Below are 24,279 nucleotides of genomic sequence, written 5' to 3'. Positions count from 1 at the left end.
GTTTTTTTACGGTGCCGGATAGGTATAAACCTGATGCACCGCTTCAATCTCCGCCAGCACATCCTCGCTAAGGTCCAGATGGAAACTCTCAATGTTGGTTTTCAACTGTTCCATCGTCGTTGCGCCCAGCAGGGTGCTGGCCACAAACGGCTGACGGCGTACGAAGGCCAGTGCCATCCGGGCAGGATCGAGCCCGTGACGCTTCGCAATATCAACGTAGGCCGCGACGGCTTTCTGCGTCTGCTCGCCGCTATAGCGGGTAAAGCGGCTGAAGAGCGTATTACGCGCGCCGGCTGGCTTCGCGCCGTTCAGGTATTTACCCGTCAGCGTACCAAAGCCCAGGCAGGAATAGGCGAACAGCTCAACCTCTTCATATTGCGTCACTTCGGCCAGACCCACTTCGTAACTGCGGTTGAGCAGGCTGTAGGGGTTCTGGATGGTGACAATGCGCGGCAGATCGTGTTTATCAGCCAGGTGCAGGTAGCGCATAACGCCAAAAGCCGTTTCGTTAGACACGCCGATGTAGCGGATTTTGCCCGCTCGCTGGCATTCGGTCAGCGCTTCCAGCGTTTCAAGCAGCGTAACGGCGGGAGCGCTTTCGTTCCAGCTGTAGCCGAGCTTACCAAAGCAGTTGGTTGGACGCTGCGGCCAGTGTACCTGGTAGAGATCAAGATAATCGGTTTGCAGGCGTTTCAGGCTGGCATCCAGCGCGGCACGGATATTCTTGCGATCGAGGATCTGGTTTGGGCGGATCCCGGCATCGCTGTTACGCGCAGGGCCGCTGACTTTCGAGGCGACAACCAGTTTCTCGCGGTTGCCGCGTTTTGCCAGCCAGTTGCCGACGTAGGTTTCGGTAAGCCCCTGCGTTTCCGGGCGTGGAGGAACAGGGTACATCTCTGCGACATCAATCAGGTTAATGCCCTGGCTGACGGCATAATCGAGTTGTGCATGGGCATCGGCTTCGCTGTTTTGTTCACCAAATGTCATCGTGCCCAACCCCAGTTGGCTTATCTCCAGAGAGCTGTGGGGGATACGGTGATAATGCATAGCCGGCTTCCTTCAATAGACATGTAGACCGCGTCAGGAACCTCCCGACAAAGGAATATAAACATGGCAGAGGGGAAGCAAAAGGGGAAGAAAAAAATCAAAAAGGCCAGCAAGGTACTGACCTCTCTCTGTTTATCGCTCGATAATTTGCGAGACTTCGTCGCGATTGATCTGCATTTTATTCCCGGACTGATCGCGGTAGCTGACCAGACCGGTGTCATCATCGACTTCCGGCTTGCCGTCTGTCAGGATCATCCGGCCATCTTTTGTCGCCATCACGTAATCGCTGCTACAGCCCGATACTGCAAACGCTAATCCGACTGCTGAAATTAACACTGCCCATTTTTTCATCGTTATCGTCCTCACCTGGCTCGTATCAAATCATAGTGTAGTAATAACCCGATATTTCGACAGGAGGAAGCGGTAAAATCTTAAAAACCAGGTGATTATGTTTGAGAGCTCTCAAAATAAGTAAAAAACTACGTTTTGAGTAAGAAATGGCGAGCAAGGAGCGCCCCGGTAAAGTTCTTTTTGAGATAAAAACCGCGTGGCAATGTCAGTATCGGCTCGCCCCGGGCACCGATTGCTTCCGTGAGCGCTTTACTGTTCGCCGCCTTTGGCCTCAGCTGTAACACCTCTCCGTGTCGGGCGGTGATGCGCTCAACCTGACCGAGGACAATCATATCCATCAGCTCTTCCCAGTCCAGACGCAGCTGATGCTCTTCATCTTCATCCGGACTCCACAGCAGCGGTGCGCCAACCCGGCGTTCAGCCAGCGGGATCTGACGTTCTCCTTCTACGGGGACCCAAAGCACGCGCTTCAGTTTATGCCGAACGTGACTGGTTTCCCACGTCACACCGGTATTCCCGGTTAACGGTGCAACGCAGACAAATGTCGTTTCCAGGGGCTTCCCAAGGCTATCGATGGGAATGGTTTTTAACTCTACACCCAGGGCGGCGAAATCCTGCTCCGGTTTACTCCCTGCGCTTGCACCCAGCCACAGCTCCAGCAGCATGCCGATCCAGCCTTTATCCCGCTTCAGATCCTGAGGGATCGGCAGGCCAGCCATTGCTGCCAGCTCGCCAAGCGAAAAGCCAGCCAGACGCTGCGCCTGCTGTAGCAACTGGGTTTCGCTGGACGGCGGTGAAAGCAAGGGTAAAAGCGAATGCATGAAGGTAACCTTTTGATTAAAAAATACACTAAGAAATTGTCCCCTGTGGATAGAGTTTAACTTTTTCTGTACGAATATGCCATGTGTATGATTTATAGGTTTTTTTAGCACGCTAAAAATGGATGGCAAAGGACAAAAATTCGGTTGTTCAATTCTGGTCACTGACAATGAACAGGATCTTACACCATGTTATCCACAGAAAAGTGGGATAACTGGGCATAACCCTGACTACTGTTTCAATTTACAGCCTTGACGTGCGACGAAAATCCAATTTTCAAACAAATTGTGCCTAACTTATTGGCACAATCTGTGGATAAAACCGACGCTGTTCGATCTTTCATCAGCACAACGATCCCTGATGTGACGATCGTCACGCTTAAGCAGTGTGGGTTGGTTTTATTGTGATTAACTTTATGAAAATAATGATTTTATTTTCTTTCGGTAATGGAGAGGGATTGACGGCGGCTGAGGTTGTTCATCGGTAATCAGACACTTCTTCACAACTATATCCACAGAAAAGGTGAATAAAATTCCCCTCAGAGCCGCTCATCTGTTTATAACTCTGCCTGTATTTGTGAGTTATTCAAATGTTATTAGGTTGCAGCCCTGTAAGAGAGTGGTTTACCGCCTCCCTGTAGTGTGAAACAATCATTCATATATAAGGTTTAGTTTGGGGTAGTCCGGTGATTGATGACGATGGCTACCGCCCGAACGTAGGAATAGTAATTTGTAATCGTCAGGGCCAGGTGATGTGGGCCCGTCGATATGGTCAGCACTCCTGGCAGTTCCCGCAAGGCGGGATCAACCCGGGAGAGTCCCCAGAACAAGCGATGTACCGGGAGCTGTTTGAAGAGGTTGGTTTAAGCCGAAAAGATGTTCGCATCCTGGCTTCGACCCGCAACTGGTTGCGTTACAAGTTACCGAAACGTTTGGTGCGTTGGGACACAAAGCCGGTTTGTATCGGCCAGAAACAAAAATGGTTTCTACTGCAGTTGGTGGGCAACGATTCAGATATCAATATGCAAACCAGCAGTACGCCGGAGTTTGATGGCTGGCGTTGGGTGAGCTATTGGTATCCTGTTCGTCAGGTCGTGTCATTTAAACGCGATGTTTACCGTAGGGTGATGAAAGAGTTCGCAAGTGTTGTCATGCAGCTTCAGGAGATCCCGCCTAAGCCGCAGAGCGCACCTGCCTGGCGACGTAAAAGAGGTTAAGCTACGCAAATCATGCTCACCCGCTTGCGAGAAATAGTCGAGAAGGTGGCCAGTGCGCCGCGTCTGAATGAGGCGCTGAACATTCTGGTTACCGACATCTGTCTTGCGATGGAGACCGAAGTCTGTTCGGTGTATCTGGCCGACCATGATCGGCGTTGCTATTACCTGATGGCGACCCGTGGTTTGAAAAAGCCACGTGGACGCACCGTAACGCTCGCGTTTGATGAAGGTATCGTTGGTCTGGTTGGGCGACTCGCCGAACCTATCAACCTTGCCGACGCGCAAAAACACCCCAGCTTTAAATATATCCCCTCCGTAAAAGAAGATCGTTTCCGCGCCTTCCTGGGCGTGCCGATTATTCAGCGCCGTCAACTGCTTGGTGTGCTGGTGGTACAGCAGCGTGAGTTGCGTCAGTACGATGAAAGCGAAGAGTCTTTCCTCGTCACGCTGGCCACGCAGATGGCCGCGATCCTCTCCCAGTCCCAGTTGACGGCACTGTTTGGTCAGTACCGCCATACGCGTATTCGCGCGCTTCCGGCGTCGCCGGGCGTCGCTATCGCCGAAGGCTGGATGGATGCCACCCTGCCGTTGATGGAGCAAGTGTACGAAGCCTCAACGCTTGATGAAGCGCTTGAGCGCGAGCGTCTCACCGCCGCACTGGAAGAGGCGTCGAATGAGTTTCGTCGCTACAGCAAGCGCTTTGCCGCTGGTGCGCAAAAAGAGACGGCGGCCATTTTTGACCTCTACTCGCACCTTCTCTCCGATGCACGTCTGCGCCGCGAGCTTTTTGACGAAGTCGACAAAGGTGCGGTTGCGGAGTGGGCGGTTAAAAAGGTCATCGAAAAATTTGCCGAGCAGTTTGCGGCACTGACCGACGGTTACCTGAAAGAGCGGGCCGGTGATTTACGCGCCCTGGGGCAGCGTTTACTGTTCCATCTTGATGACACTATTCAGGGCGCGAATGCCTGGCCAAAACGTTTTGTGCTGGTTGCCGATGAACTCTCCGCGACAACGCTGGCTGAACTGCCTCATGACCGCCTGGCGGGCGTGGTGGTACGCGATGGCGCGGCGAACTCGCACGCGGCCATTATGGTGCGCGCGCTGGGAATTCCCACCGTTATGGGGGCGGATATCCAGCCATCGGTGCTGCACCGACGCACCCTGGTGGTCGACGGTTATCGCGGTGAGCTGTTGGTTGATCCTGAGCCGGTTCTGCTTCAGGAATACCAGCGCCTTATCAGCGAAGAGAATGAATTAAGCAAGCTGGCAGAGGATGACGTTAATCTGCCCGCGCAGCTCAAAAGCGGCGAGCGAATCAAAGTCATGCTCAACGCAGGTTTAAGCCCCGAGCATGAAGAGAAGCTTGGCAGCCGCATCGACGGTATCGGCTTATACCGCACCGAAATCCCGTTCATGTTGCAAAGTGGCTTTCCCTCTGAAGAGGAGCAGGTCGCGCAGTATCAGGGCATGCTGCAGATGTTTAACGACAAACCGGTCACCCTGCGCACCCTTGATGTCGGGGCAGATAAACAGCTGCCGTACATGCCGATCAGTGAAGAAAACCCGTGCCTGGGCTGGCGTGGGATACGCATTACGCTCGATCAGCCTGAGATCTTCCTGATCCAGGTGCGTGCCATGCTGCGCGCGAATGCGGCGACGGGTAACCTCAGCATTTTACTGCCGATGGTCACCAGCATTGATGAGATTGACGAGGCGCGGCGTCTGATTGAGCGTGCCGGTCGTGAAGTCGAAGAGATGATTGGCTATGCGATCCCCAAACCACGAATTGGGGTGATGCTTGAAGTGCCGTCAATGGTCTTTATGCTGCCGCAGCTGGCTAACCGTGTCGACTTTATCTCGGTCGGTACCAATGACCTGACGCAGTATATTCTGGCCGTCGACCGTAACAACACGCGTGTTGCCAGCATCTATGACAGCCTGCACCCTGCGATGATCCGGGCGTTAGCGATGATCGCGCGAGAAGCCGAACAGCACGATATTGATTTGCGCCTGTGTGGTGAAATGGCCGGAGATTCGATGTGCGTTGCAATCCTGATTGGGCTGGGATACCGCCACCTCTCCATGAACGGCCGTGCGGTTGCCCGCGTGAAGTACCTGCTGCGGCATATCGATATTGAGGATGCCCGCGAGCTGGCTGAACGCAGTCTTGAAGCGCAACTGGCCGCCGAAGTGCGTCATCAGGTGGCTGCTTTCATGGAACGACGCGGTATGGGCGGCCTGATTCGCGGCGGTCGCTAATACGTACTTTTCCCCTTACTCCGTCCTCGTCCTTTGTGACAGGGCGGCGGTGAGGATATAACACCCTCCTCTATACACATCTTTTACATCTCTGGCGCATCCTCCGCGTCCGCCTTATGCTATGATTCGCAACTTTGGAGCCTCTGCTAACAGCAGAATCGCATTTCTACCGCTGTCCACTTTCAGCGGAATAACAACATCTTGTGGTGACAGATGAACAGTGGTTATCTGCATTTTCCGGAATTTGATCCGGTCATTTTCTCAATAGGACCTGTTTCGCTTCACTGGTACGGTCTGATGTACCTGGTCGGCTTCATTTTTGCCATGTGGCTTGCTGGCCGTCGCGCCAGTCGTCCCGGCAGTGGCTGGACCAAAAACGAAGTCGAGAACCTGCTGTATGCAGGCTTCCTTGGCGTGTTCCTGGGCGGCCGTATTGGCTATGTTCTGTTCTATAACCTCCCGGTATTCCTGAACGATCCACTCTACCTGTTCCGCGTCTGGGATGGCGGCATGTCCTTCCACGGCGGGCTGATTGGTGTGATCCTGGTGATGGTGATTTTTGCCAAACGCACCAAACGCAACTTCTTCCAGGTGTCAGATTTTATCGCGCCACTGATCCCGTTTGGTCTGGGAGCAGGACGTCTGGGCAACTTTATCAATGGTGAGCTCTGGGGGCGTGTCGACCCGAGTGTCTCCTTTACCATGCTATTCCCGGGCTCGCGTGCAGAGGACATGGCGCTGCTGCCGTCTCATCCTGAGTGGCAATCCCTGTTCGATACTTACGGTGTTCTGCCGCGCCACATGTCTCAGCTTTACGAGCTGGCGCTGGAAGGTGTGGTGCTGTTTATCATCCTGAATCTGTTTATCCGTAAACCGCGTCCGATGGGGTCTGTCTCCGGTCTGTTCCTGATTGGCTACGGTGCATTCCGTATCATCGTCGAGTTCTTCCGCCAGCCGGATGCACAGTTCACCGGCGAATGGGTACAGTACATCAGCATGGGGCAGATCCTCTCCATTCCGATGATTGTCGCGGGTGTCATTATGATGATTTGGGCGTATCGTCGTCGTCCACAGCAACAACTTTCCTGAGGAACCATGAAACAGTATCTTGAACTGATGAAAAAAGTGCTCGATGAGGGCACGCCGAAAAATGACCGTACCGGTACCGGCACGCTCTCCATTTTTGGCCACCAGATGCGCTTCAATCTGCAGGAAGGTTTTCCGCTGGTAACGACAAAGCGCTGCCACCTGCGCTCGATCATTCATGAACTGCTTTGGTTCCTGCAAGGCGATACCAACGTTGCGTATCTGCATGAAAACAACGTCTCTATCTGGGACGAATGGGCAGATCAAAACGGCAACCTGGGCCCGGTGTACGGTAAGCAGTGGCGCGCATGGCCTACGCCGGATGGCCGCCATATTGACCAGATCACCACCGTGATGAACCAGCTGAAAAACGATCCGGACTCGCGCCGTATTATCGTTTCCGCCTGGAACGTCGGCGAGCTGGATAAAATGGCGCTGGCACCGTGCCATGCGTTCTTCCAGTTTTATGTGGCAGACGGCAAGCTCTCCTGCCAGCTCTATCAGCGCTCCTGCGACGTGTTCCTCGGCCTGCCGTTCAACATTGCCAGCTATGCGCTGTTAGTGCATATGATGGCGCAGCAGTGCGATCTGGACGTGGGCGATTTCGTCTGGACCGGTGGGGATACCCATCTCTACAGCAACCATATGGAACAGACGCATCTCCAGTTGACCCGCGAACCGCGCGCCTTGCCTAAGTTGATTATCAAACGCAAACCGGAATCCATTTTTGATTACCGCTTTGACGATTTTGAGATTGAGGGTTATGACCCTCATCCAGGCATCAAAGCGCCCGTCGCTATCTGAGGCCGTCAATCGTGACATAACCGGTGCTGTTTAGCGCCGGTTTTTTTTCGCCTTCTTCCCGCTTTCCGACGCGTTATCCAGAACGTATGCAACACACTGCAACCGCTTAACTTTCCTTGATAAGGGCTCGTAAAACGCTCCTCCGTTGCTCGTCAATTCCAGGCCATTTCGCCACACTCCCGGCATGAAAAAAGAGAACGGTTTTACGCTTATCGAAACCCTGGTGGCTATCTCGCTGGTGGTCATTCTCAGCGCCTCCGGGCTATACGGCTGGGACAACTGGCAACGGCAGCAACGGCTCTGGCAAACCGCCGGGCAGGTGCGCGATTACCTGGCATTTCTGCGCAATGACGCAAACCGGCACAACCGTGACCACCAGGTCACACTGCGGCGCGACAGGGGCGTCACCTGTCTGATGAGCGCATTCGTGCAGGGCTGTGATAAGGGCAGTCCGTTTGTATTTATTCCCCTGTGGCCGGAGGTCACGGTAAGTGAAATAACGCCGTTATTTGGCTTCTATGGACTCAGGGATACGGCATGGGCAGGGCGAATACGCCTGCAAAGTCGTGCAGGAGAATGGCTCGTCATTGTCTCGAATGGAGGGCGAATCAGGATGTGCAATGTCACAGGAGAAGGTTCATGTCCCTAAACCAGCAGGGTTTCTCACTGATGGAAGTTCTGATTGCCACGGCGATCAGCAGTCTTTTACTGATAAGCGCCTCGCGCTTTTTACCGGGCTTGCAGCGGGCTGTTTTACAGCAGTCCGGTCAGCGGGAGCTTGAGGAGGAGGTGTGGCAACGCCTTTTTTCCCTCGGCAAACAGCTTCAGCGTGCGGGGTATTGCGCCGGAAACTGTGCGGGGCAGGGACTGACGATCGGCAGGCAAGGTCGCTGTGTCATTGTACGGTGGGATGCAAACAGTAACGGTAACTGGGATAGCTCGTCTTCGGAAAACGACAGCACAGGTTTTCGTCTGGAATCAGGTGCACTGGAGACCCTGCATGGGGCGACCTCGTGTGAGGGTAAAGGATGGGAGAAACTCACTGACCCCAACAGGCTTCTCATCCAGCACTTTGTGGTGAGTCAAGTTGAGCATGCGGGGTTTGCCCCCCAGCTGAATATTGAAATGACCGCCCTTCGTCAGGGCGAGCAGGGGGCCCCCTGTCAGGCTTTTTATGGCGTCACGGGGTACAACCTGTGAACCGGCAGCGTGGGATGTCCTCGCTGGCGCTGGTGTTACTTTTACTGGTGTTGGGCACGCTGATCCTCACCGGCCTCAATCAGCAGCTGGCCACGTTTAGCGCACTGGTGGGCGGTGAGAGCCGCTCGGTTCAACAGCAGGCATCCGTGCAGTCAGCGCTTGAATGGGGACGCGTTCAGAGCTGGTTATCTGAGCCTGAGATCCAGTGCAAAAAGGTATCGGCGTGGCGAGTTTGCCTGCGGCTACTGAATGAAGCGCGTGTGCTGCTTATCGCCGGGAGTGATGACCTGCAGCTATGGCGCAGAGGCGAAATCATCGATGGTAAGATCCATTTCTCGCCACACGGCTGGAGTGATTTTTGTCCGCTTAAGGAGAGTGCGTTATGCCAGCTGCCGTGAGCAGAGAAAAAGGCTTTAGCATGGTTGAGGTATTACTGGCGATGATGCTGCTGGTGATGATTGTCACGGCACTGTCGGGTTATCAGCGGGCACTGGCGACGCGGTTCTCCATGTTTAATCAGTATCGTCAGCTCTGGCACCATGCCTGGAATCAGTCTCAGCTTTCAACAATTGCTCTCCCGGCAGGCTGGCAGGTCAGTCGGGGGCAGACAACACTCTCTGGATGTGTCAGCATCACGGTTACACTTATTTCTCCTCTGGGGCGGCGCGGCGAGATGACGCGTCTGCATTGCCCGGTTAGCCAGTAGTCGGGAGCGTCTATGTTAAGGGTCTACCACTCAAATCGTCTGGATGTGCTGGAAGCGCTGATGGAATTTATCGTTGAGCGCGAGCGGCTTGACGATCCTTTTGAGCCAGAAATGGTGCTGGTGCAGAGCACCGGTATGGCACAGTGGCTGCAGATGTCACTTTCGCGTAAATTCGGCATTGCCGCAAATATCGATTTCCCGCTGCCCGCGAGTTTTATCTGGGAGATGTTTGTCCGCGTGTTGCCGGATATCCCGGAGCAGAGTGCCTTCAACAAGCAAAGCATGAGCTGGAAGCTGATGGCATTGCTGCCGGACATGCTGCAGCATGATGAATTCGTCATGCTGCGCCACTACCTCAATGACGACACCGATAAACGCAAGCTGTTCCAGCTGGCATCGCGCACCGCCGATCTCTATGACCAGTATCTGGTGTATCGCCCGGAATGGCTGACTCGCTGGGAAGCGGGCGAGCGGGTCGACGGGTTACCGGAGGCGCAAGTCTGGCAGGCGCCGCTCTGGAAAGCGCTGGTGGAACACACTGAGAAACTTGGCCAGCCGAAGTGGCACCGTGCAAACCTCTACCAGCGGTTTATCTCCATACTGGAAAACAGCGCTGAGCGACCAGCCCGGCTGCCCTCTCGCGTGTTTATCTGCGGCATCTCGGCGCTGCCACCGGTGTATTTGCAGGCGCTGAGTGCGCTGGGTAAACACATCGACATACATATCCTCTTTACCAATCCGTGTCGCCAGTACTGGGGCGACATTCAGGATGAACGCTGGCTTTCGCGGCTGGTGTCTCGCCAGAGACGACGCCTGTTTGAAGAGCGTACCGTGCCACTGTTTAAAGACAGCGCGTCTGCCGCACAGCTATTTGATGAGCACGGCATTCAAAATCTGCCGAACCCGCTGCTTGCCTCTTGGGGAAAGCTGGGCCGTGACTACATTCATATGCTCTCAGACATCACGTCGTCAGGCGAAGGGGATGTGGATGCCTTCGTCGAGATCGCTCCGGATAGCCTGCTGCATAATATCCAGCTCGACATTCTGGATCTCGAAAACCGCGCCGTCATGGGCGTTACGGCGAAAGAATTTGAACGCAGCGACAGTAAGCGCAAGCTGGATGGCGACGATCGCAGCGTCACGATCCACGTTTGCCACAGCCCGCAGCGCGAGGTTGAAGTCCTTCACGATCAACTGCTGGCGATGTTGCAGGACGATCCTGAGCTGACGCCACGTGACATTGTGGTGATGGTGGCGGATATCGACAGTTACAGTCCCTTTATTCAGGCTGTTTTTGGGAGTGCGACGGGTGAACGCTACCTGCCGTACGCCATTTCTGACCGACGGGCCCGCCAGTCTCATCCGGCCTTGCAGGCCTTTATTACTTTGCTTTCATTACCGGATAGCCGGTTTATCTCCGAAGATGTCCTGGCATTACTGGATGTCCCAGTCCTGGCCGCACGTTTCAATATTAATGAAGAGGGGCTGCGTTACCTTCGTCAGTGGGTTAACGAGTCCGGCGTACGCTGGGGCATTGATGATGACAACGTTCAGGCGTTCGAGCTTCCTCCTACCGGCCAGCACACCTGGCGGTTTGGCCTGACGCGTATGCTGCTGGGCTATGCGATGGAAAGCAGCCAGGGCGAGTGGAATGAAGTCCTGCCCTACGATGAGTCCAGCGGGTTGATCGCTGAGCTGGTCGGTCATTTAGCTTCCCTGCTGATGCAACTTAACCGCTGGCGGCTCGAGTTGATGCAGCCGCGTCCACTGGATGCGTGGCTCCCGATATGCAGGGCGTTGCTCAATGATTTCTTCCTGCCGGACAGTGATACCGAAGCCGCTATGGCGCTCATTGAAACGCAGTGGCAGGCAATCGTCGAAGAGGGCGTGAGTTCCCACTATAACGAGGCTATCCCGTTGTCATTGCTGCGCGATGAGCTGACGCAACGGCTCGATCAGGAGCGAATTAGCCAGCGTTTCCTGGCAGGCCCAATCAATATTTGCACCCTGATGCCAATGCGTTCTATCCCGTTCAAAGTGGTGTGCCTGCTCGGAATGAATGACGGTATATACCCACGAGCCCTGGCGCCGCTGGGTTTTGATCTGATGAGTGCGAATCCAAAGCGGGGCGATCGTAGCCGTCGTGACGATGACCGCTATCTCTTCCTTGAGGCGCTCATTTCGGCTCAACGTCAGCTGTATATCAGCTATATCGGCCGCTCTATCCAGGACAACAGCGAGCGCTTTCCTTCTGTTCTGGTGCAGGAACTGGTGGATTATATCGGGCAGAGCCACTATCTGGCGGGGGATGAAGCCCGTAACTGTGATGAAAGCGCGCAGCGAGTGAAGGCGCATATCACCCGCTTCCATAGCCGCATGCCGTTTGACCCGGTGAACTACATGGTCAGCGATCATCAGAGCTATGCCCACGAATGGCTGCCTGCGGCGAAAAAAGAGGGGAGAGCGCATACCGATTTCATTCAGGAGCTTGATCCTCGCCCGATAGACACCCTGACCTTTGAACAGCTTCAGCGGTTTTGGGGGCATCCGGTACGCGCTTTCTTCCAGCAACGGTTGCAGGTCAATTTCCGTTCTGAAGAGAGTGAAATTCCTGATGCAGAGCCGTTTACGCTGGAAGGGCTGGAGCGTTATCAGTTAAACCTGCAGCTGCTGAACGCGCTGGTTGAAGAGGAAGATGCCGACAAGCTTTACCGCCGCTACCGTGCTGCGGGGCAGTTACCCTACGGGGCGTTCGGAGAAATTGTCTGGGAGGCGCAGCGCCAGGAGATGGAAGCTCTGGCAGAACGCGTGAGGGAATGCCGGCAACCCGGAACAAGTCTTGAAATCGATCTCAACTGCCAGGGTGTGCAGCTCACGGGCTGGCTAACTCAGGTACAGCCGGATGGGCTCCTGCGCTGGCGTCCTTCCATGCTTAGCGTTTCACAAGGTTTGCAACTCTGGCTCGAACATCTTGTCTACAGTGCTGGCGGCCATAAAGGCGAAAGCCGTATTTTTGTCCGCAAAGAGGGCGAATGGCGCTTTCCGCCGATGGACGCAGAGCAGGCGTTACGTTATTTATCCTTGTACGTTGAAGGCTACCTGCGGGGAATGAATAAACCGCTCCTGCTACTGCCCGAGAGCGGTGGCGCCTGGATAAAAGCTTGTTATGACGCACAGAATGATGCCATGTTAACGGATGACGCTTCACTGCAGAAAGCACGGAGTAAATTCATGCTGGCGTATGAAGGTAACATGATGGTGCGCGGCGAAGGTGAGGATGTTTGGTATCAACGTTTATGGCGAACGCTTGAGCCTGAATACTTCGAGGCTATCACGGAAGAAGCACAACGCTACCTGTTACCGTTGTTCAAATTTAATCAGTCCTGAGTGCTGTATAAAAATTGCGCAGCATGGGGTGTTCATTTATGATGCACTTCTTATCACGGACTGATGTACCCAAAGAAAGAGATGTTGGTGAGTCCAGCACGCAGTTTGTTAATGATGTAGCCGTGATAAAGAGGTCGTAATGCCAGGCAGCACCTTGTTCAAAGCGTTTGTTTTGTTTGTCGCCCTTTGGGCACCTTTCACTCAGGCAGGCTCCGGTTGGCAACCCATTCAGGAAACTATCCGTAAGAGCGAAAAAGATACCCGTCAGTATCAGGCTATTCGCCTTGATAACGGGATGACTGTGCTGCTGGTTTCCGATCCGCAGGCGGTAAAATCCCTGTCGGCACTGGTGGTGCCGGTTGGGTCGCTGGAAGATCCGGAAGCCCACCCTGGGCTTGCACACTATCTGGAACATATGACGCTTATGGGTTCCAAAAAATACCCACAGCCAGATAGCCTGTCCGAATTTCTCAAAATGCATGGCGGCAGCCACAACGCCAGCACGGCGCCGTACCGTACAGCCTTCTATCTCGAAGTTGAGAATGATGCGCTGGGAGGTGCAGTGGATCGTCTGGCGGATTCTATCGCGGCTCCCCTGCTGGATAAAAAATACGCTGACCGCGAGCGCAATGCCGTTAATGCTGAACTGACCCTTGCCCGTACGCGAGACGGGATGCGCATGGCGCAGGTGAGTGCAGAAACCATTAACCCGGCGCACCCGGGATCGCGTTTTTCCGGTGGTAACCTGGAGACGCTGAGCGATAAACCGAACAGCCCGGTGCTGGATGCCCTGCATGCCTTTCGCGATAAATACTACTCCGCCAATCTGATGAAAGCGGTCATCTACAGCAACAAACCGTTGCCTGAGCTGGCAAGCATGGCGGCACAGACGTTTGGCCGGGTACCGAATAAAAATATCGACCTGCCGCAGATAAACGTTCCTGTGGTCACGGACGCGCAAAAAGGGATCGTTATCCACTACGTTCCTGCACTGCCGCGTAAAGTGTTACGCGTTGAGTTCCGCATTGATAACAATACGGCGCAGTTTCGCAGCAAAACCGATGAACTGGTCACCTACCTGATTGGCAACCGTAGCCCGGGAACACTTTCTGACTGGCTGCAAAAACAAGGGCTGGTGGAAGGTATCCGTGCCGACTCCGATCCGGTTGTGAACGGCAACAGCGGCGTGCTGGCGATCTCCGCCACCCTGACTGACAAAGGTCTGGCTCACCGTGATGACGTCGTGGCGGCTATCTTCAGCTACCTCTCTTTGCTGCGCGATAAAGGCGTCGATAAACGTTACTTTGATGAACTGGCGCACGTGCTGGATCTCGATTTCCGTTATCCGTCCATTACCCGCGACATGGATTACGTTGAGTGGCTGGCGGATACCATGATCCGTGTGCCGGTGGAACATACCCTCGACGCGGTCAATATTGCCGACCAGTATGACGCCGACGCGGTAAAAGCCCGCCTGGCGATGATGACGCCGCAGAATGCCCGCGTCTGGTATATCAGCCCGAACGAACCGCATAACAAAATGGCCTATTTTGTCGATGCCCCTTACCAGGTGGATAAAATCAGTGACCAGACCTTCGCCGACTGGCAGAAAAAGGCCGGTGAGATCGCGCTTAAATTGCCGGAGCTGAACCCCTACATTCCGGATGATTTCTCGCTGATTAAAACCACGAAAGCCTATCCGCACCCGGAACTTATCGTTGATGAGCCGACGCTGCGCGTGGTGTATACGCCAAGCCGCTATTTCGCGAGTGAACCGAAAGCCGATGTGAGCGTGGTTCTGCGTAACCCAAAAGCAATGAACAGCGCTAAAAATCAGGTGATGTTTGCGCTCAATGACTATCTTGCCGGTATCGCACTCGATCAGCTTAGCAATCAGGCGGCCGTCGGCGGGATAAGCTTCTCGACCAACGCCAATAACGGTCTGATGGTCAATGCCAACGGCTACACCCAGCGTCTGCCGCAGCTGTTCCAGGCGTTACTGGAAGGTTATTTCAACTATACCCCGACGGAAGAGCAACTTGAGCAGGCCAAATCCTGGTATGCGCAGATGATGGATTCTGCCGAGAAGGGTAAAGCGTATGACCTGGCGCTCATGCCGACGCAAATGCTTTCGCAAATTCCCTATTTCCAGCGCGAAGATCGCCGGGCGCTACTGCCCTCTATCACCTTAAAAGATGTGCTGGCGTATCGTGATGCGCTGAAAACGAACACGCGTCCGGAGTTCCTTATCGTCGGAAACATGAGTGACGTACAGGCCAAAACACTGGCAGAAAATGTCCGTACGCAGCTTGGTTCGAAAGGTGACGAGTGGTGCCGCAACCAGGACGTACTGGTTGAGAAAAAACAGAATGTGATTTTTGAAAAGGCGGGTAACAGCACGGATTCAGCCCTGGCTGCTGTGTTTGTACCCACGGGTTATGATGAATTCACCAGTACCGCGCAGAGTGCGGTGCTGGGGCAGATTATTCAGCCGTGGTTCTACAACCAACTGCGTACAGAAGAGCAGCTTGGTTACGCGGTCTTTGCCTTCTCCATGAACGTGGGTCGCCAGTGGGGGCTGGGCTTCCTGCTGCAAAGCAGTGATAAACAGCCTGCTTATCTCTGGCAGCGTTATCAGGCATTCTTCCCACAGGCGGAAGCGAAGCTGCGGGCGATGAAGCCGGAGGAGTTTGCTCAGATTCAGCAGGCCGTCATCGCGCAGGTGATGCAGCCGCCGCAGACGCTGGGTGAAGAAGCATCACAACTGAGCAAAGATTTTGATCGCGGTAATCTGAAATTTGATTCGCGTGATAAAGTAGTGGCCGAGATAAAACAGCTGACGCCGCAGAAGGTTGCTGATTTCTTCCACCAGGCGGTGGTTAAACCGCAGGGAATGGCGATTCTGTCGCAGGTTTCCGGTAGTCAGAACGGGAAAACGGACTACGTTAACCCGAAAGGCTGGACGATCTGGAAGAGCGTCAGCGCGCTGCAGCAATCTATGCCCTGGAGTAAGAAAGAATGACCGATACCGCTGAGCCCCTTAATCCCTTACGTTTACCTCTACAGGGTGAACGATTGATTGAAGCCTCAGCGGGAACGGGAAAAACCTTCACCATTGCCGCGCTCTATCTGCGTCTTCTGTTAGGGCTTGGTGGTAACGCCGCTTTTCCACGTCCGTTAAGCGTGGAAGAGCTGCTGGTGGTCACCTTCACCGAGGCCGCTACCGCTGAGCTGCGCGGTCGTATTCGTGCCAATATTCATGAGCTGCGCATCGCCTGCCTGCGCCAGACCACGGATAACCCTCTCTACGCCAGCCTTCTTGAAGAGATTGCAGATAAGCAACAGGCCGCCCAGTGGCTGCTGTTGGCGGAACGGCAGATGGACGAAGCGTCCGTTTTCACCATTCATGGTTTTTGTCAGCGCATGCTGAGCCTGAATGCGTTTGAATCCGGAATGCTGTTTGAACAGCAGCTCATTGAAGATGAATCTGTGCTTCGCTATCAGGCCTGTGCGGATTTCTGGCGTCGCCACTGTTACCCTTTATCGCGCGATATCGCTGAAGCGGTCCATGCGTTGTGGAAAAGTCCCGAAGAGCTTCTTCGCGCTATCGACCGTTATCTTCAGGGCGAAGCGCCGGTTATCAAATCTCCGCCGCCTGCAGACGAAACGCTGGCTTCACGTCATGAAAAGATTGTCGGAAAAATTGCTGCGCTCAAGCAAAAATGGAATGAGTCTGTCGGTGAGATTGAGGCGATCATCGAAAACTCCGGGATCGACAGACGTAAATTTAACCGCGGCAACCAGAGTAAATGGATCGAGAAGGTCAGCGCCTGGGCGCAGGAAGAGACGCGCGGTTATCAGCTTCCGGACGCACTGGAGAAATTCTCGCAGCGTTTTTTGATTGAGCGGACTAAAGCCGACGGCATTGTGCCTGAGCATCCCCTGTTTGTTGCGATTGAATCGCTGCTCGCTGAGCCACTCACGCTCAATGACCTGATGATCACCCGCGCCATGACGGAAATTCGCGAAGCCGTATCACGTGAGAAACGTCGCCGTGGCGAACTGGGTTTTGACGATATGCTGAGCCGCCTTGATGCGGCGCTGTGCAGTGAAAACGGCGAAGCCCTTGCCTGCGCGATCCGCACCCGCTTCCCGGTAGCCATGATTGACGAATTTCAGGATACGGATCCTCAGCAGTACCGTATTTTCCGCCGCATCTGGCGACAACAGCCCGACACCGCGCTGTTGTTAATCGGCGATCCGAAACAGGCCATTTACGCCTTCCGCGGTGCGGATATTTTCACCTACATGAAGGCCCGCAGTGAGGTAGAGGCGCATTATACGCTGGATACCAACTGGCGCTCTTCCCCGGGCATGGTGCAAAGCGTCAATGCGCTGTTTAGCCGCATGGATACGGCGTTTATGTTCCGTGAGATCCCCTTTCAGCCGGTAAAGTTTGCCGCAAAAAACAGCTCGCTGCGTTTCGAATTCAACGGGGTGACGCAGCCCGCCATGAACTTCTGGCTGCTGGACGGTGAAGGCTGTGGCGTCGCGGACTATCAAAATGCCATGGCCCAGCATTGTGCCGCGCAGATCCGTGACTGGCTCAGCGCTGGTGCGCGTGGCGAGGCGCTGTTGTGGAAGGAAAATGAGTCAGCCCCTGTGAAGGCGTCTGATATCACGGTGCTGGTGCGCAGTCGTCAGGAGGCGTCGCTGATCCGCGATGCGCTTACCCTGCTGAACATCCCGTCCGTGTACCTCTCAAACCGTGACAGCGTTTTTGAAACCCTGGAAGCACAGGAGATGTTGTGGCTGCTTCAGGCCGTGCTGTCCCCGGAGCGCGAAAGTACGCTTCGCAGTGCACTAGCCAGCGCCATGCTCGGTCTGAACGCCCGTGACATTGATGCACTCAATAATGACGAAGCCGCATGGGATGCGGTCGTCGAAGAGTTCGTTCACTACCGTGAGCGATGGCAGAAGCGCGGTGTGATGGCGATGGTGCGCGAGCTCATGGCGAAGCGACACCTTGCGGAGAATATGCTCGCGACAGCAGGCGGTGAACGCCGTCTGACCGACATTTTACATATCAGTGAGCTGTTGCAGGAGGCGGGCACGCAACTTGAAAGCGAACATGCTCTGGTGCGCTGGCTGGCGCAACAGATTGCCGACCCAAACAGCAACGCCTCCAGCCAGCAGATGCGTCTTGAGAGTGATAAACATCTGGTACAAATCGTCACGATTCACAAGTCGAAAGGCCTGGAGTATCCGCTGGTCTGGCTGCCGTTTATCGCCAATTACCGTGTGCAGGATCAGGCCTTTTACCACGATCGCGAGTCGTTCGACGCGGTGCTCGATCTCAGTAAAGCGGAGTCCAGCGTTGAGCTGGCCGAGGCCGAACGTCTGGCGGAAGATTTACGCCTGCTCTACGTGGCATTGACCCGTTCGGTCTGGCACTGCAGCCTGGGCGTGGCGCCGCTGTTCCGCCGTCGTGGCGACAAGTCGGGGGAGAGCGATTTCCACCTGAGCGCGCTGGGGCGACTCATTCAGCTCGGCGAGCCCAAAGATGCTGCCGGGCTGCGCCAGTGCATCGAGTCGCTGTGCGGCGAGCATGTTGCCCTGCACATTCCGTCGCCACCCGATAACAGCCGCTGGCAGATGCCGGACTGGCGGGAATCTGAACTGGAAGCCCGGCAGATTCTGCGTACCATTGCCGACGACTGGCGCGTTACCAGCTACTCCGGGTTACAGCAGCACGGGCAGAGCATTGCGCAGGACCTGATGCCAAAGCTGGATATTGATGCCGCCGGAGCCGGTAGCGTACCGGTTGAGCCTGCGCTTACGCCGCATCAATTTCCACGCGGCGCGTCACCGGGAACCTTTTTGCATAGCCTGTTTGAAGAGCTGGATTTTACCCAGCCTGTCTCTGACGAATGGGTCCTGAAGATGTTACAGAGTGGGGGCTATGATGCACAATGGCAGCCGGTCCTCACCGAGTGGATCCGCGCTATTCTGCACGCCCCGCTCACGGCAGAGGGCCTCTCTCTCAGCCAGTTGACCGCCAAAGATAAACAGGTGGAGATGGAGTTTTACCTTCCCATCGTCAGCCCGCTGCGGGCTGACGCGCTTGATGCGGTGATCCGCGAGTATGACCCGTTGTCTGCCGGTTGCCCGCCGCTGAACTTCCGCCAGGTGCAGGGGATGTTAAAAGGCTTTATCGACCTGGTTTTCCGTCACGAAGGGCGCTACTACCTGCTGGATTACAAATCAAACTGGCTGGGTGAGAACAGCGAAGCCTACACCCAGCAGGCGATGGCATCCGCCATGCAAATGCATCGCTACGATCTGCAGTACCAGCTCTACACTCTGGCGCTGCATCGTTATCTGCGCCATCGCATTGCTGACTACCGTTACGAAGAGCACTTTGGTGGGGTGATTTACCTTTTCCTGCGCGGTGTGGATGCGGCTGACCCGCGTTCAGGTATCTTTAGCACACGCCCGCATGCGGCACTGATTGAGAAAATGGATAACTTATTTGCAGCAAACACGGAGGAAGTGGCATGACGATGCAGGAATTGTTGCTGGAAGCGGTAGAACAGCGACTACTGCGCCACCTGGACGTACAGTTCGCCATGATGGTGTCAGGTGATGAGCCTGCCGTGATGCTCGCCGCTGCCATCCTGAGTAAAGACGCAGGGGAAGGGCATGTTTGCCTGCCGCTTTCGCGTCTGGCGATGGATGAGAAAATGCCCGCGACCCTGCAGTCCTGCTTTGCTCTGCTGGGAGAATCCGTGGACTGGCCGACGGTGTTGCACCGTTCGCCTGCCGTCAGCGCAGCCGATAGCCAGACCCCCATGATCCTGACGGGCGATCGTTTGTATCTCAACCGACTGTGGCGTAATGAACTGGCGGTCGCGCGTTTTTTCAGCGAGACCAATGCGCCTCTTCCCTGCGATGAAGACCAACTGCGGCAAACGCTGGATACCTTGTTTACCTCTGTTGAGGCGACAGACTGGCAGAAAGTGGCGGCGGCCGTGGCCTTAACACGGCGGATCTCCGTCATCTCTGGCGGCCCGGGAACCGGTAAAACCACCACCGTGGCCAAACTGCTTGCCGCCCTGATTCAGTTATCAGGTGAGCAAAAGTGCCGTATTCGTCTGGCGGCCCCTACCGGCAAAGCGGCGGCGCGCCTGACCGAGTCGTTAGGTGGTGCGCTGCAGAAGTTGCCACTCACCGGGGAGCAGCTTGCCCTTTTCCCAAACGAAGCCAGCACGCTGCACCGGCTGCTGGGCGCTCAGCCGGGAAGCCAGCGTCTGCGCTATCACGCCGGTAACCCGTTGCACCTGGATGTGCTGGTGGTGGATGAGGCGTCGATGATCGACCTGACGATGATGGCGCGGTTGATTGATGCTCTGCCAGCGCACGCCCGCGTCATTTTCCTGGGCGATCGCGACCAGCTTGCCTCGGTGGAAGCCGGGGCGGTGCTGGGAGATATCTGCACTTATGCAAGCCTGGGATATACCGCTGAACGCGCTGAGGAGCTGTCCCGTCTGACCGGCTGTTCGCTCGCCAGTGAAAACCATTCCCTGGCGGGGGCGCTGCGCGACAGCCTGTGCCTGCTGCAAAAAAGCTACCGTTTCGGCAGCGACTCGGGCATCGGTCAGCTGGCTTCGGCTGTGAACAGAGGCGACCGGCAGATGACCTGTGCGGTATTTGACGGTCAATTCACCGATATCGAGAAAAAATCGCTGCAAACCGGGGAAGAGTATCAGGCGATGCTTGATGACGCCCTGCAGGGGTATCAGCATTTCCTGACGGGTGTACAACAGCAATGCACGCCCGCACAGGCGCTCGCCGCCTTTGGCGAGTATCAGCTACTGTGCGCACTGAGGGAAGGGCCATTTGGCGTAAGCGGTCTGAACGACAGGTTCGAACAGCTGCTGGGCCAGAAACGCAAAATCCACCGCACCCCGCACTCGCGCTGGTATGAGGGACGCCCGGTGATGATCGCCCGCAACGATAGCGCGCTGGGGTTGTTTAACGGGGATATCGGGATTGCCCTCGATCGTGGACTGGGGCTGCGCGTCTGGTTCCAGATGCCGGATGGAAGCGTGAAGTCCGTTCAGCCCAGCCGTCTGCCTGAACATGAAACGGCCTGGGCAATGACGGTGCATAAGTCTCAGGGCTCCGAGTTCAACCATGCGGCGCTGATCCTGCCGACACAGCTTTCGCCCGTCATTACCCGCGAGCTGATTTATACCGCCATTACGCGCGCGCGTCAGCGCCTGTCGCTGTATGCTGATGAACGTGTGCTGCTACAGGCGATTGCCACCCGCACGGAACGTCGAAGCGGCCTGAGCGCGATATTTGAAGCCCTTTAAGCGATAGCCCCCACCGGGTGGTGAGGGCTTCGTATTATCCCAGATCGGCCATCAGCACTTTTGACCGGCGCTGATAGTTGTACATCTCTTTCTTACTCTCCGGCAGTGATTCAATGTCCACCGGTGTAAATCCGCGCTCCTGGAACCAGTGAATGCTGCGCGTAGTCAGCACGAACAGCTTGTTCAGCCCCATCTGACGCGCCTGAGCCGCCACGCGCTCAAGCAGCATTTCACCCCGTGAAGAGCTCCGGTAGTCAGGATGCACCGCCACGCAGGCCATTTCTCCGATCTGCTCTTCCGGGAACGGATAGAGGGCGGCGCAGGCAATGGTCAGGTTATCGCGCTGAATAATGGTGAATTTGTCGATCTCCATCTCCAGCTGTTCGCGGGAGCGCCGAACCAGAATGCCCTGCTGTTCCAGTGGGCGAATCAGCTCCAGAATTCCGCCGATATCATTGATGGTGGCGCGACGGATCTGCTCCGCGCTCTCCATCACAATCTGGGTGCCGATACCATCGCGGGAGAACAGTTCCTGCAGCAGGGCACCGTCTTCCTGATAGCTGATCAGGTGGCTACGACGTACGCCGCTGCGGCAGGCCTTCACGGCACCGCGCAAAAAACGTACGGTACCCGAGTGGTAATCCCCTTCGGCTTCCAGCGCTTCCACGCGAGCCTGGGCCTCATTCGGGAAGAGCTCTGGCACAATCACCCCTTCATCATTCACGACGCCCTGGGAAGAGCAAAACCCAATCATTTTCTCCGCCTTCAGCTTGATGGCCAACTGAGTGGCAATCTCTTCTGAGGTGAGGTTAAAGCTTTCACCGGTCACGGACACCGCTACAGGCCCCATCAGCACGATGGCACCGCTGTCCAACTGGCGGTGAATGGCCTCTTCATCGATACGACGAATACGTCCGCTATGGCAATAGTCCACGCCATCGTCCACGCCGAGAGGCTGAGCGATGATAAAATTGCCGCTCACAACGTTGATGTGCGCGCCCTGCAGCGGTGTGTTGTTAAGGCTCATCGACAGGCGAGCGGTGATATCCAGCTGCAGCAGACCCGCCGCCTGTTTCACCAGCTCAAGGGTTTTCGCATCCGTGACGCGGGTATGTTTATGGTAAATCGGCTCGTGGTGATGCGCGGCCAGGTTGGCATCAATCTGCGGGCGCGCGCCATACACCACAACCAGGCGGATCCCGAGGCTGTGCAGCAGGCCAATGTCATTGACGATGCTGGAAAAGTTTTCATGCTCAATGGCTTCGCCGCCGAGCATGATGACAAACGTTTTTCCCCGATGGGCGTTGATATAGGGAACAGAATGGCGGAATCCCTGGACCAGTTCGGTTCTACGTTCCTTCACCATGACACAACCCTTAATGAATGTTTATTCGTAATTTCTGTATTTTTATTCGATTGTGGCCGTGTGTGCAAGCCTAAATTTTCTGCGACCCACAGAAATTGATAAGTAATCCGTGCGTTAGCGTATGAATGTTTACCCTTTTATAGATGACAGTTTATGCGTCATTCGTTAAAGTTTTCGGTCAATTTAGCGATTTTGTAAATCAATCACTTTTCTTGCTCGGGAGAAGCATGTCGGGATCCAATTCAGCAATAAGCCGCCGCCGGTTGTTAAAAGGGGCAGGGGCGATGTGGTTGCTTAGCGTCAGCCAGGTGGGTCTTGCCGCCACCAGTCAGGTGGTGGCGGTGCGTGTCTGGCCGTCGTCGACCTATACACGCGTCACGGTAGAATCCAATCGGGTGCTGAAATATAAGCAATTTGCTCTCAGCAATCCTGAGCGTGTGGTGGTGGATCTCGAAGGTGTTAACCTCAACTCTGTGCTTAAGGGAATGGCGGCGCAGATCCGCGGCGACGATCCGTTTATCAAATCGGCGCGCGTGGGTCAGTTTGATCCGCAAACCGTGCGCATGGTGTTTGAGCTGAAGCAAAACGTTAAACCGCAGCTGTTTGCCCTGGCACCTGTTGCGACGTTCAAAGAGCGTCTGGTCATGGATCTCTATCCGGCGAATGCGACGGATATTCAGGATCCGCTGCTGGCATTACTGGAAGACTACAACCAGGGCAACCTGGAGAAGCAGGTGCCACCGGCCCAGAGCGGTCCGCAGCCCGGAAAAGCAGGGCGCGATCGCCCGATTGTGATCATGCTTGATCCTGGCCATGGCGGCGAAGACTCGGGCGCAGTGGGGAAATATCGTACCCGGGAAAAAGATGTGGTGCTGCAAATCGCCCGCCGGCTGAAGGCGCTGATCGATAAAGAAGGCAATATGCGCGCCTATATGACGCGAAACGAAGATGTCTTTATTCCACTGAAAGTCCGCGTGGCGAAAGCCCAGAAGCAGCGTGCAGACTTGTTTGTCTCGATTCATGCCGATGCGTTTACCAGCCGTCAGCCGAGCGGTTCGTCGGTGTTTGCGCTCTCGACTAAAGGGGCAACCAGCACCGCCGCAAGATTCCTGGCTGACTCTCAGAACGCCTCGGACCTGATTGGCGGCGTGAGCAAAAGTGGCGACCGCTATGTCGACCACACCATGTTTGATATGGTGCAGTCGTTGACCATCACCGACAGCCTGAAATTTGGTAAAGCGGTGCTGGGCAAGCTAGGCAATGTTAATAAGCTGCACAAAAACAGCGTTGAACAGGCCGGGTTCGCGGTGCTGAAGGCCCCGGATATTCCGTCGATTCTGGTCGAGACCGCGTTTATCAGTAACGTGGAAGAAGAGCGTAAGCTCAGGACGGCAAAATTCCAGCAGGAAGTGGCAGAGTCGATTCTGGCAGGGATCCGGGCGTATTTCTCAGATGGGGCGACGCTGGCAAGGCTTGGGTAGTTGAGTGCGCCGGGTAAACGCCCGGCAGTTTCACACACCGCAGATACAAAAAAACACCCTGAAGGGTGTTTATTGTTTTTAGAAGTGTTGGTTGCGGGGGCCGGATTTGAACCGACGACCTTCGGGTTATGAGCCCGACGAGCTACCAGGCTGCTCCACCCCGCGTCCGTCTTTCTACT

Annotated in this window: 17 protein-coding genes, 1 tRNA gene and 1 pseudogene; 13 read left to right on the top strand and 6 right to left on the bottom strand. The window is 55.3% G+C overall.

Translation table 11 applies throughout. The features are described 5' to 3' along the window. Window positions 1-6: 6 nt before the first annotated feature. From L462_RS09120 to L462_RS25585, 4 genes and pseudogenes are all read right to left on the bottom strand, one after another. Window positions 7-1,047 carry an NADP(H)-dependent aldo-keto reductase gene (locus L462_RS09120; RefSeq protein WP_032678892.1) on the bottom strand — a complete coding sequence of 347 codons (1,041 nt, stop codon included), beginning with the start codon at window positions 1,045-1,047 and terminating at the stop codon, window positions 7-9. 132 nt (window positions 1,048-1,179) lie between these two features. Continuing rightward, a complete protein-coding gene (locus L462_RS09125) occupies window positions 1,180-1,398 on the bottom strand; it encodes a YgdI/YgdR family lipoprotein (RefSeq protein ID WP_020883776.1) in 219 nt (72 codons plus the stop codon). Window positions 1,399-1,526: 128 nt separating this feature from the next. Beyond that, window positions 1,527-2,219 (bottom strand): DNA mismatch repair endonuclease MutH, encoded by a 693-nt coding sequence (mutH, locus tag L462_RS09130; protein ID WP_032678891.1) that lies wholly within the window; start codon window positions 2,217-2,219, stop codon window positions 1,527-1,529. Between the two features lie 154 nt (window positions 2,220-2,373). After that, window positions 2,374-2,439 (bottom strand): annotated as a pseudogene (locus tag L462_RS25585) (hypothetical protein); the annotation flags it as partial. A gap of 463 nt (window positions 2,440-2,902) precedes the next feature. Between L462_RS25585 and rppH the strand changes: the two are divergent. The 12 genes from rppH (at window position 2,903) to recD (ending at window position 21,253) form a co-directional block, all read left to right on the top strand. Then, window positions 2,903-3,433 (top strand): RNA pyrophosphohydrolase, encoded by a 531-nt coding sequence (rppH, locus tag L462_RS09135; RefSeq protein ID WP_013098553.1) that lies wholly within the window; start codon window positions 2,903-2,905, stop codon window positions 3,431-3,433. Window positions 3,434-3,445: 12 nt separating this feature from the next. Continuing rightward, window positions 3,446-5,692, top strand: a complete 2,247-nt coding sequence (gene ptsP / locus L462_RS09140; protein ID WP_014171450.1) for a phosphoenolpyruvate--protein phosphotransferase — start codon at window positions 3,446-3,448, stop codon at window positions 5,690-5,692. Window positions 5,693-5,905: 213 nt separating this feature from the next. Further along, window positions 5,906-6,781 carry a prolipoprotein diacylglyceryl transferase gene (lgt, locus tag L462_RS09145; protein ID WP_014171449.1) on the top strand — a complete coding sequence of 292 codons (876 nt, stop codon included), beginning with the start codon at window positions 5,906-5,908 and terminating at the stop codon, window positions 6,779-6,781. Window positions 6,782-6,787: 6 nt separating this feature from the next. Further along, window positions 6,788-7,582 carry a thymidylate synthase gene (gene thyA, locus L462_RS09150; protein ID WP_032678890.1) on the top strand — a complete coding sequence of 265 codons (795 nt, stop codon included), beginning with the start codon at window positions 6,788-6,790 and terminating at the stop codon, window positions 7,580-7,582. A gap of 184 nt (window positions 7,583-7,766) precedes the next feature. Further along, window positions 7,767-8,231, top strand: coding sequence for a prepilin peptidase-dependent protein (locus tag L462_RS09155; RefSeq protein ID WP_020883779.1), 465 nt, complete (start codon window positions 7,767-7,769; stop codon window positions 8,229-8,231). After that, window positions 8,222-8,782 carry a prepilin peptidase-dependent protein gene (locus L462_RS09160; protein ID WP_025203343.1) on the top strand — a complete coding sequence of 187 codons (561 nt, stop codon included), beginning with the start codon at window positions 8,222-8,224 and terminating at the stop codon, window positions 8,780-8,782. The genes L462_RS09155 and L462_RS09160 overlap by 10 nt, the downstream gene beginning before the upstream one ends. Continuing rightward, complete coding sequence (locus tag L462_RS09165; protein WP_032678889.1) at window positions 8,779-9,180, top strand: DUF2509 family protein; 402 nt, start codon at window positions 8,779-8,781, stop codon at window positions 9,178-9,180. Before L462_RS09160 ends, L462_RS09165 begins: the two co-directional genes overlap by 4 nt. After that, window positions 9,165-9,488: a prepilin-type N-terminal cleavage/methylation domain-containing protein gene (locus L462_RS09170; RefSeq protein WP_014171443.1), complete on the top strand. Its 324-nt coding sequence runs from the start codon at window positions 9,165-9,167 to the stop codon at window positions 9,486-9,488. The genes L462_RS09165 and L462_RS09170 overlap by 16 nt, the downstream gene beginning before the upstream one ends. A gap of 12 nt (window positions 9,489-9,500) precedes the next feature. Next, entirely contained in the window at window positions 9,501-12,875 is a 3,375-nt protein-coding gene (gene recC / locus L462_RS09175) for an exodeoxyribonuclease V subunit gamma (protein ID WP_032678887.1), read from the top strand. 139 nt (window positions 12,876-13,014) lie between these two features. Next, complete coding sequence (gene ptrA, locus L462_RS09180) at window positions 13,015-15,897, top strand: pitrilysin (RefSeq protein ID WP_032678886.1); 2,883 nt, start codon at window positions 13,015-13,017, stop codon at window positions 15,895-15,897. Then, entirely contained in the window at window positions 15,894-19,436 is a 3,543-nt protein-coding gene (recB, locus tag L462_RS09185) for an exodeoxyribonuclease V subunit beta (RefSeq protein WP_032678885.1), read from the top strand. Before ptrA ends, recB begins: the two co-directional genes overlap by 4 nt. Further along, a complete protein-coding gene (recD, locus tag L462_RS09190; RefSeq protein WP_032678884.1) occupies window positions 19,433-21,253 on the top strand; it encodes an exodeoxyribonuclease V subunit alpha in 1,821 nt (606 codons plus the stop codon). Before recB ends, recD begins: the two co-directional genes overlap by 4 nt. 34 nt (window positions 21,254-21,287) lie before the next feature. Here recD and argA read toward each other — a convergent pair whose 3' ends face one another. Further along, window positions 21,288-22,619, bottom strand: a complete 1,332-nt coding sequence (gene argA, locus L462_RS09195) for an amino-acid N-acetyltransferase (RefSeq protein WP_020883786.1) — start codon at window positions 22,617-22,619, stop codon at window positions 21,288-21,290. Window positions 22,620-22,846: 227 nt separating this feature from the next. Here argA and amiC point away from each other — a divergent pair, with 227 nt between their 5' ends. Beyond that, window positions 22,847-24,100, top strand: coding sequence for an N-acetylmuramoyl-L-alanine amidase AmiC (amiC, locus tag L462_RS09200; RefSeq protein ID WP_020883787.1), 1,254 nt, complete (start codon window positions 22,847-22,849; stop codon window positions 24,098-24,100). Between the two features lie 88 nt (window positions 24,101-24,188). On the opposite strand, the gene L462_RS09205 is transcribed toward amiC, so the two are convergent. Next, window positions 24,189-24,265: transfer RNA gene (locus L462_RS09205), tRNA-Met, on the bottom strand. Window positions 24,266-24,279 lie beyond the last annotated feature (14 nt).

Source organism: Enterobacter sp. BIDMC 26, assembly GCF_000534435.1.
In the GTDB taxonomy this organism is placed as follows: domain Bacteria; phylum Pseudomonadota; class Gammaproteobacteria; order Enterobacterales; family Enterobacteriaceae; genus Enterobacter; species Enterobacter ludwigii.
This window is presented reverse-complemented; position numbering and strand designations above follow the sequence as displayed.

Excerpts from the sequence above, each read along its gene's own strand:
- recD (WP_032678884.1), top strand. The coding sequence starts at position 19,433 with ATGACGATGCAGGAATTGTTGCTGGAAGCGGTAGAACAGCGACTACTG.
- argA (WP_020883786.1), bottom strand. The coding sequence starts at position 22,619 with ATGGTGAAGGAACGTAGAACCGAACTGGTCCAGGGATTCCGCCATTCT.
- ptrA (WP_032678886.1), top strand. The coding sequence starts at position 13,015 with ATGCCAGGCAGCACCTTGTTCAAAGCGTTTGTTTTGTTTGTCGCCCTT.
- ptsP (WP_014171450.1), top strand. The coding sequence starts at position 3,446 with ATGCTCACCCGCTTGCGAGAAATAGTCGAGAAGGTGGCCAGTGCGCCG.
- mutH (WP_032678891.1), bottom strand. The coding sequence starts at position 2,219 with ATGCATTCGCTTTTACCCTTGCTTTCACCGCCGTCCAGCGAAACCCAG.
- L462_RS09160 (WP_025203343.1), top strand. The coding sequence starts at position 8,222 with ATGTCCCTAAACCAGCAGGGTTTCTCACTGATGGAAGTTCTGATTGCC.
- L462_RS09155 (WP_020883779.1), top strand. The coding sequence starts at position 7,767 with ATGAAAAAAGAGAACGGTTTTACGCTTATCGAAACCCTGGTGGCTATC.
- amiC (WP_020883787.1), top strand. The coding sequence starts at position 22,847 with ATGTCGGGATCCAATTCAGCAATAAGCCGCCGCCGGTTGTTAAAAGGG.
- L462_RS09120 (WP_032678892.1), bottom strand. The coding sequence starts at position 1,047 with ATGCATTATCACCGTATCCCCCACAGCTCTCTGGAGATAAGCCAACTG.
- recB (WP_032678885.1), top strand. The coding sequence starts at position 15,894 with ATGACCGATACCGCTGAGCCCCTTAATCCCTTACGTTTACCTCTACAG.
- L462_RS09125 (WP_020883776.1), bottom strand. The coding sequence starts at position 1,398 with ATGAAAAAATGGGCAGTGTTAATTTCAGCAGTCGGATTAGCGTTTGCA.
- recC (WP_032678887.1), top strand. The coding sequence starts at position 9,501 with ATGTTAAGGGTCTACCACTCAAATCGTCTGGATGTGCTGGAAGCGCTG.
- thyA (WP_032678890.1), top strand. The coding sequence starts at position 6,788 with ATGAAACAGTATCTTGAACTGATGAAAAAAGTGCTCGATGAGGGCACG.
- lgt (WP_014171449.1), top strand. The coding sequence starts at position 5,906 with ATGAACAGTGGTTATCTGCATTTTCCGGAATTTGATCCGGTCATTTTC.
- L462_RS09170 (WP_014171443.1), top strand. The coding sequence starts at position 9,165 with ATGCCAGCTGCCGTGAGCAGAGAAAAAGGCTTTAGCATGGTTGAGGTA.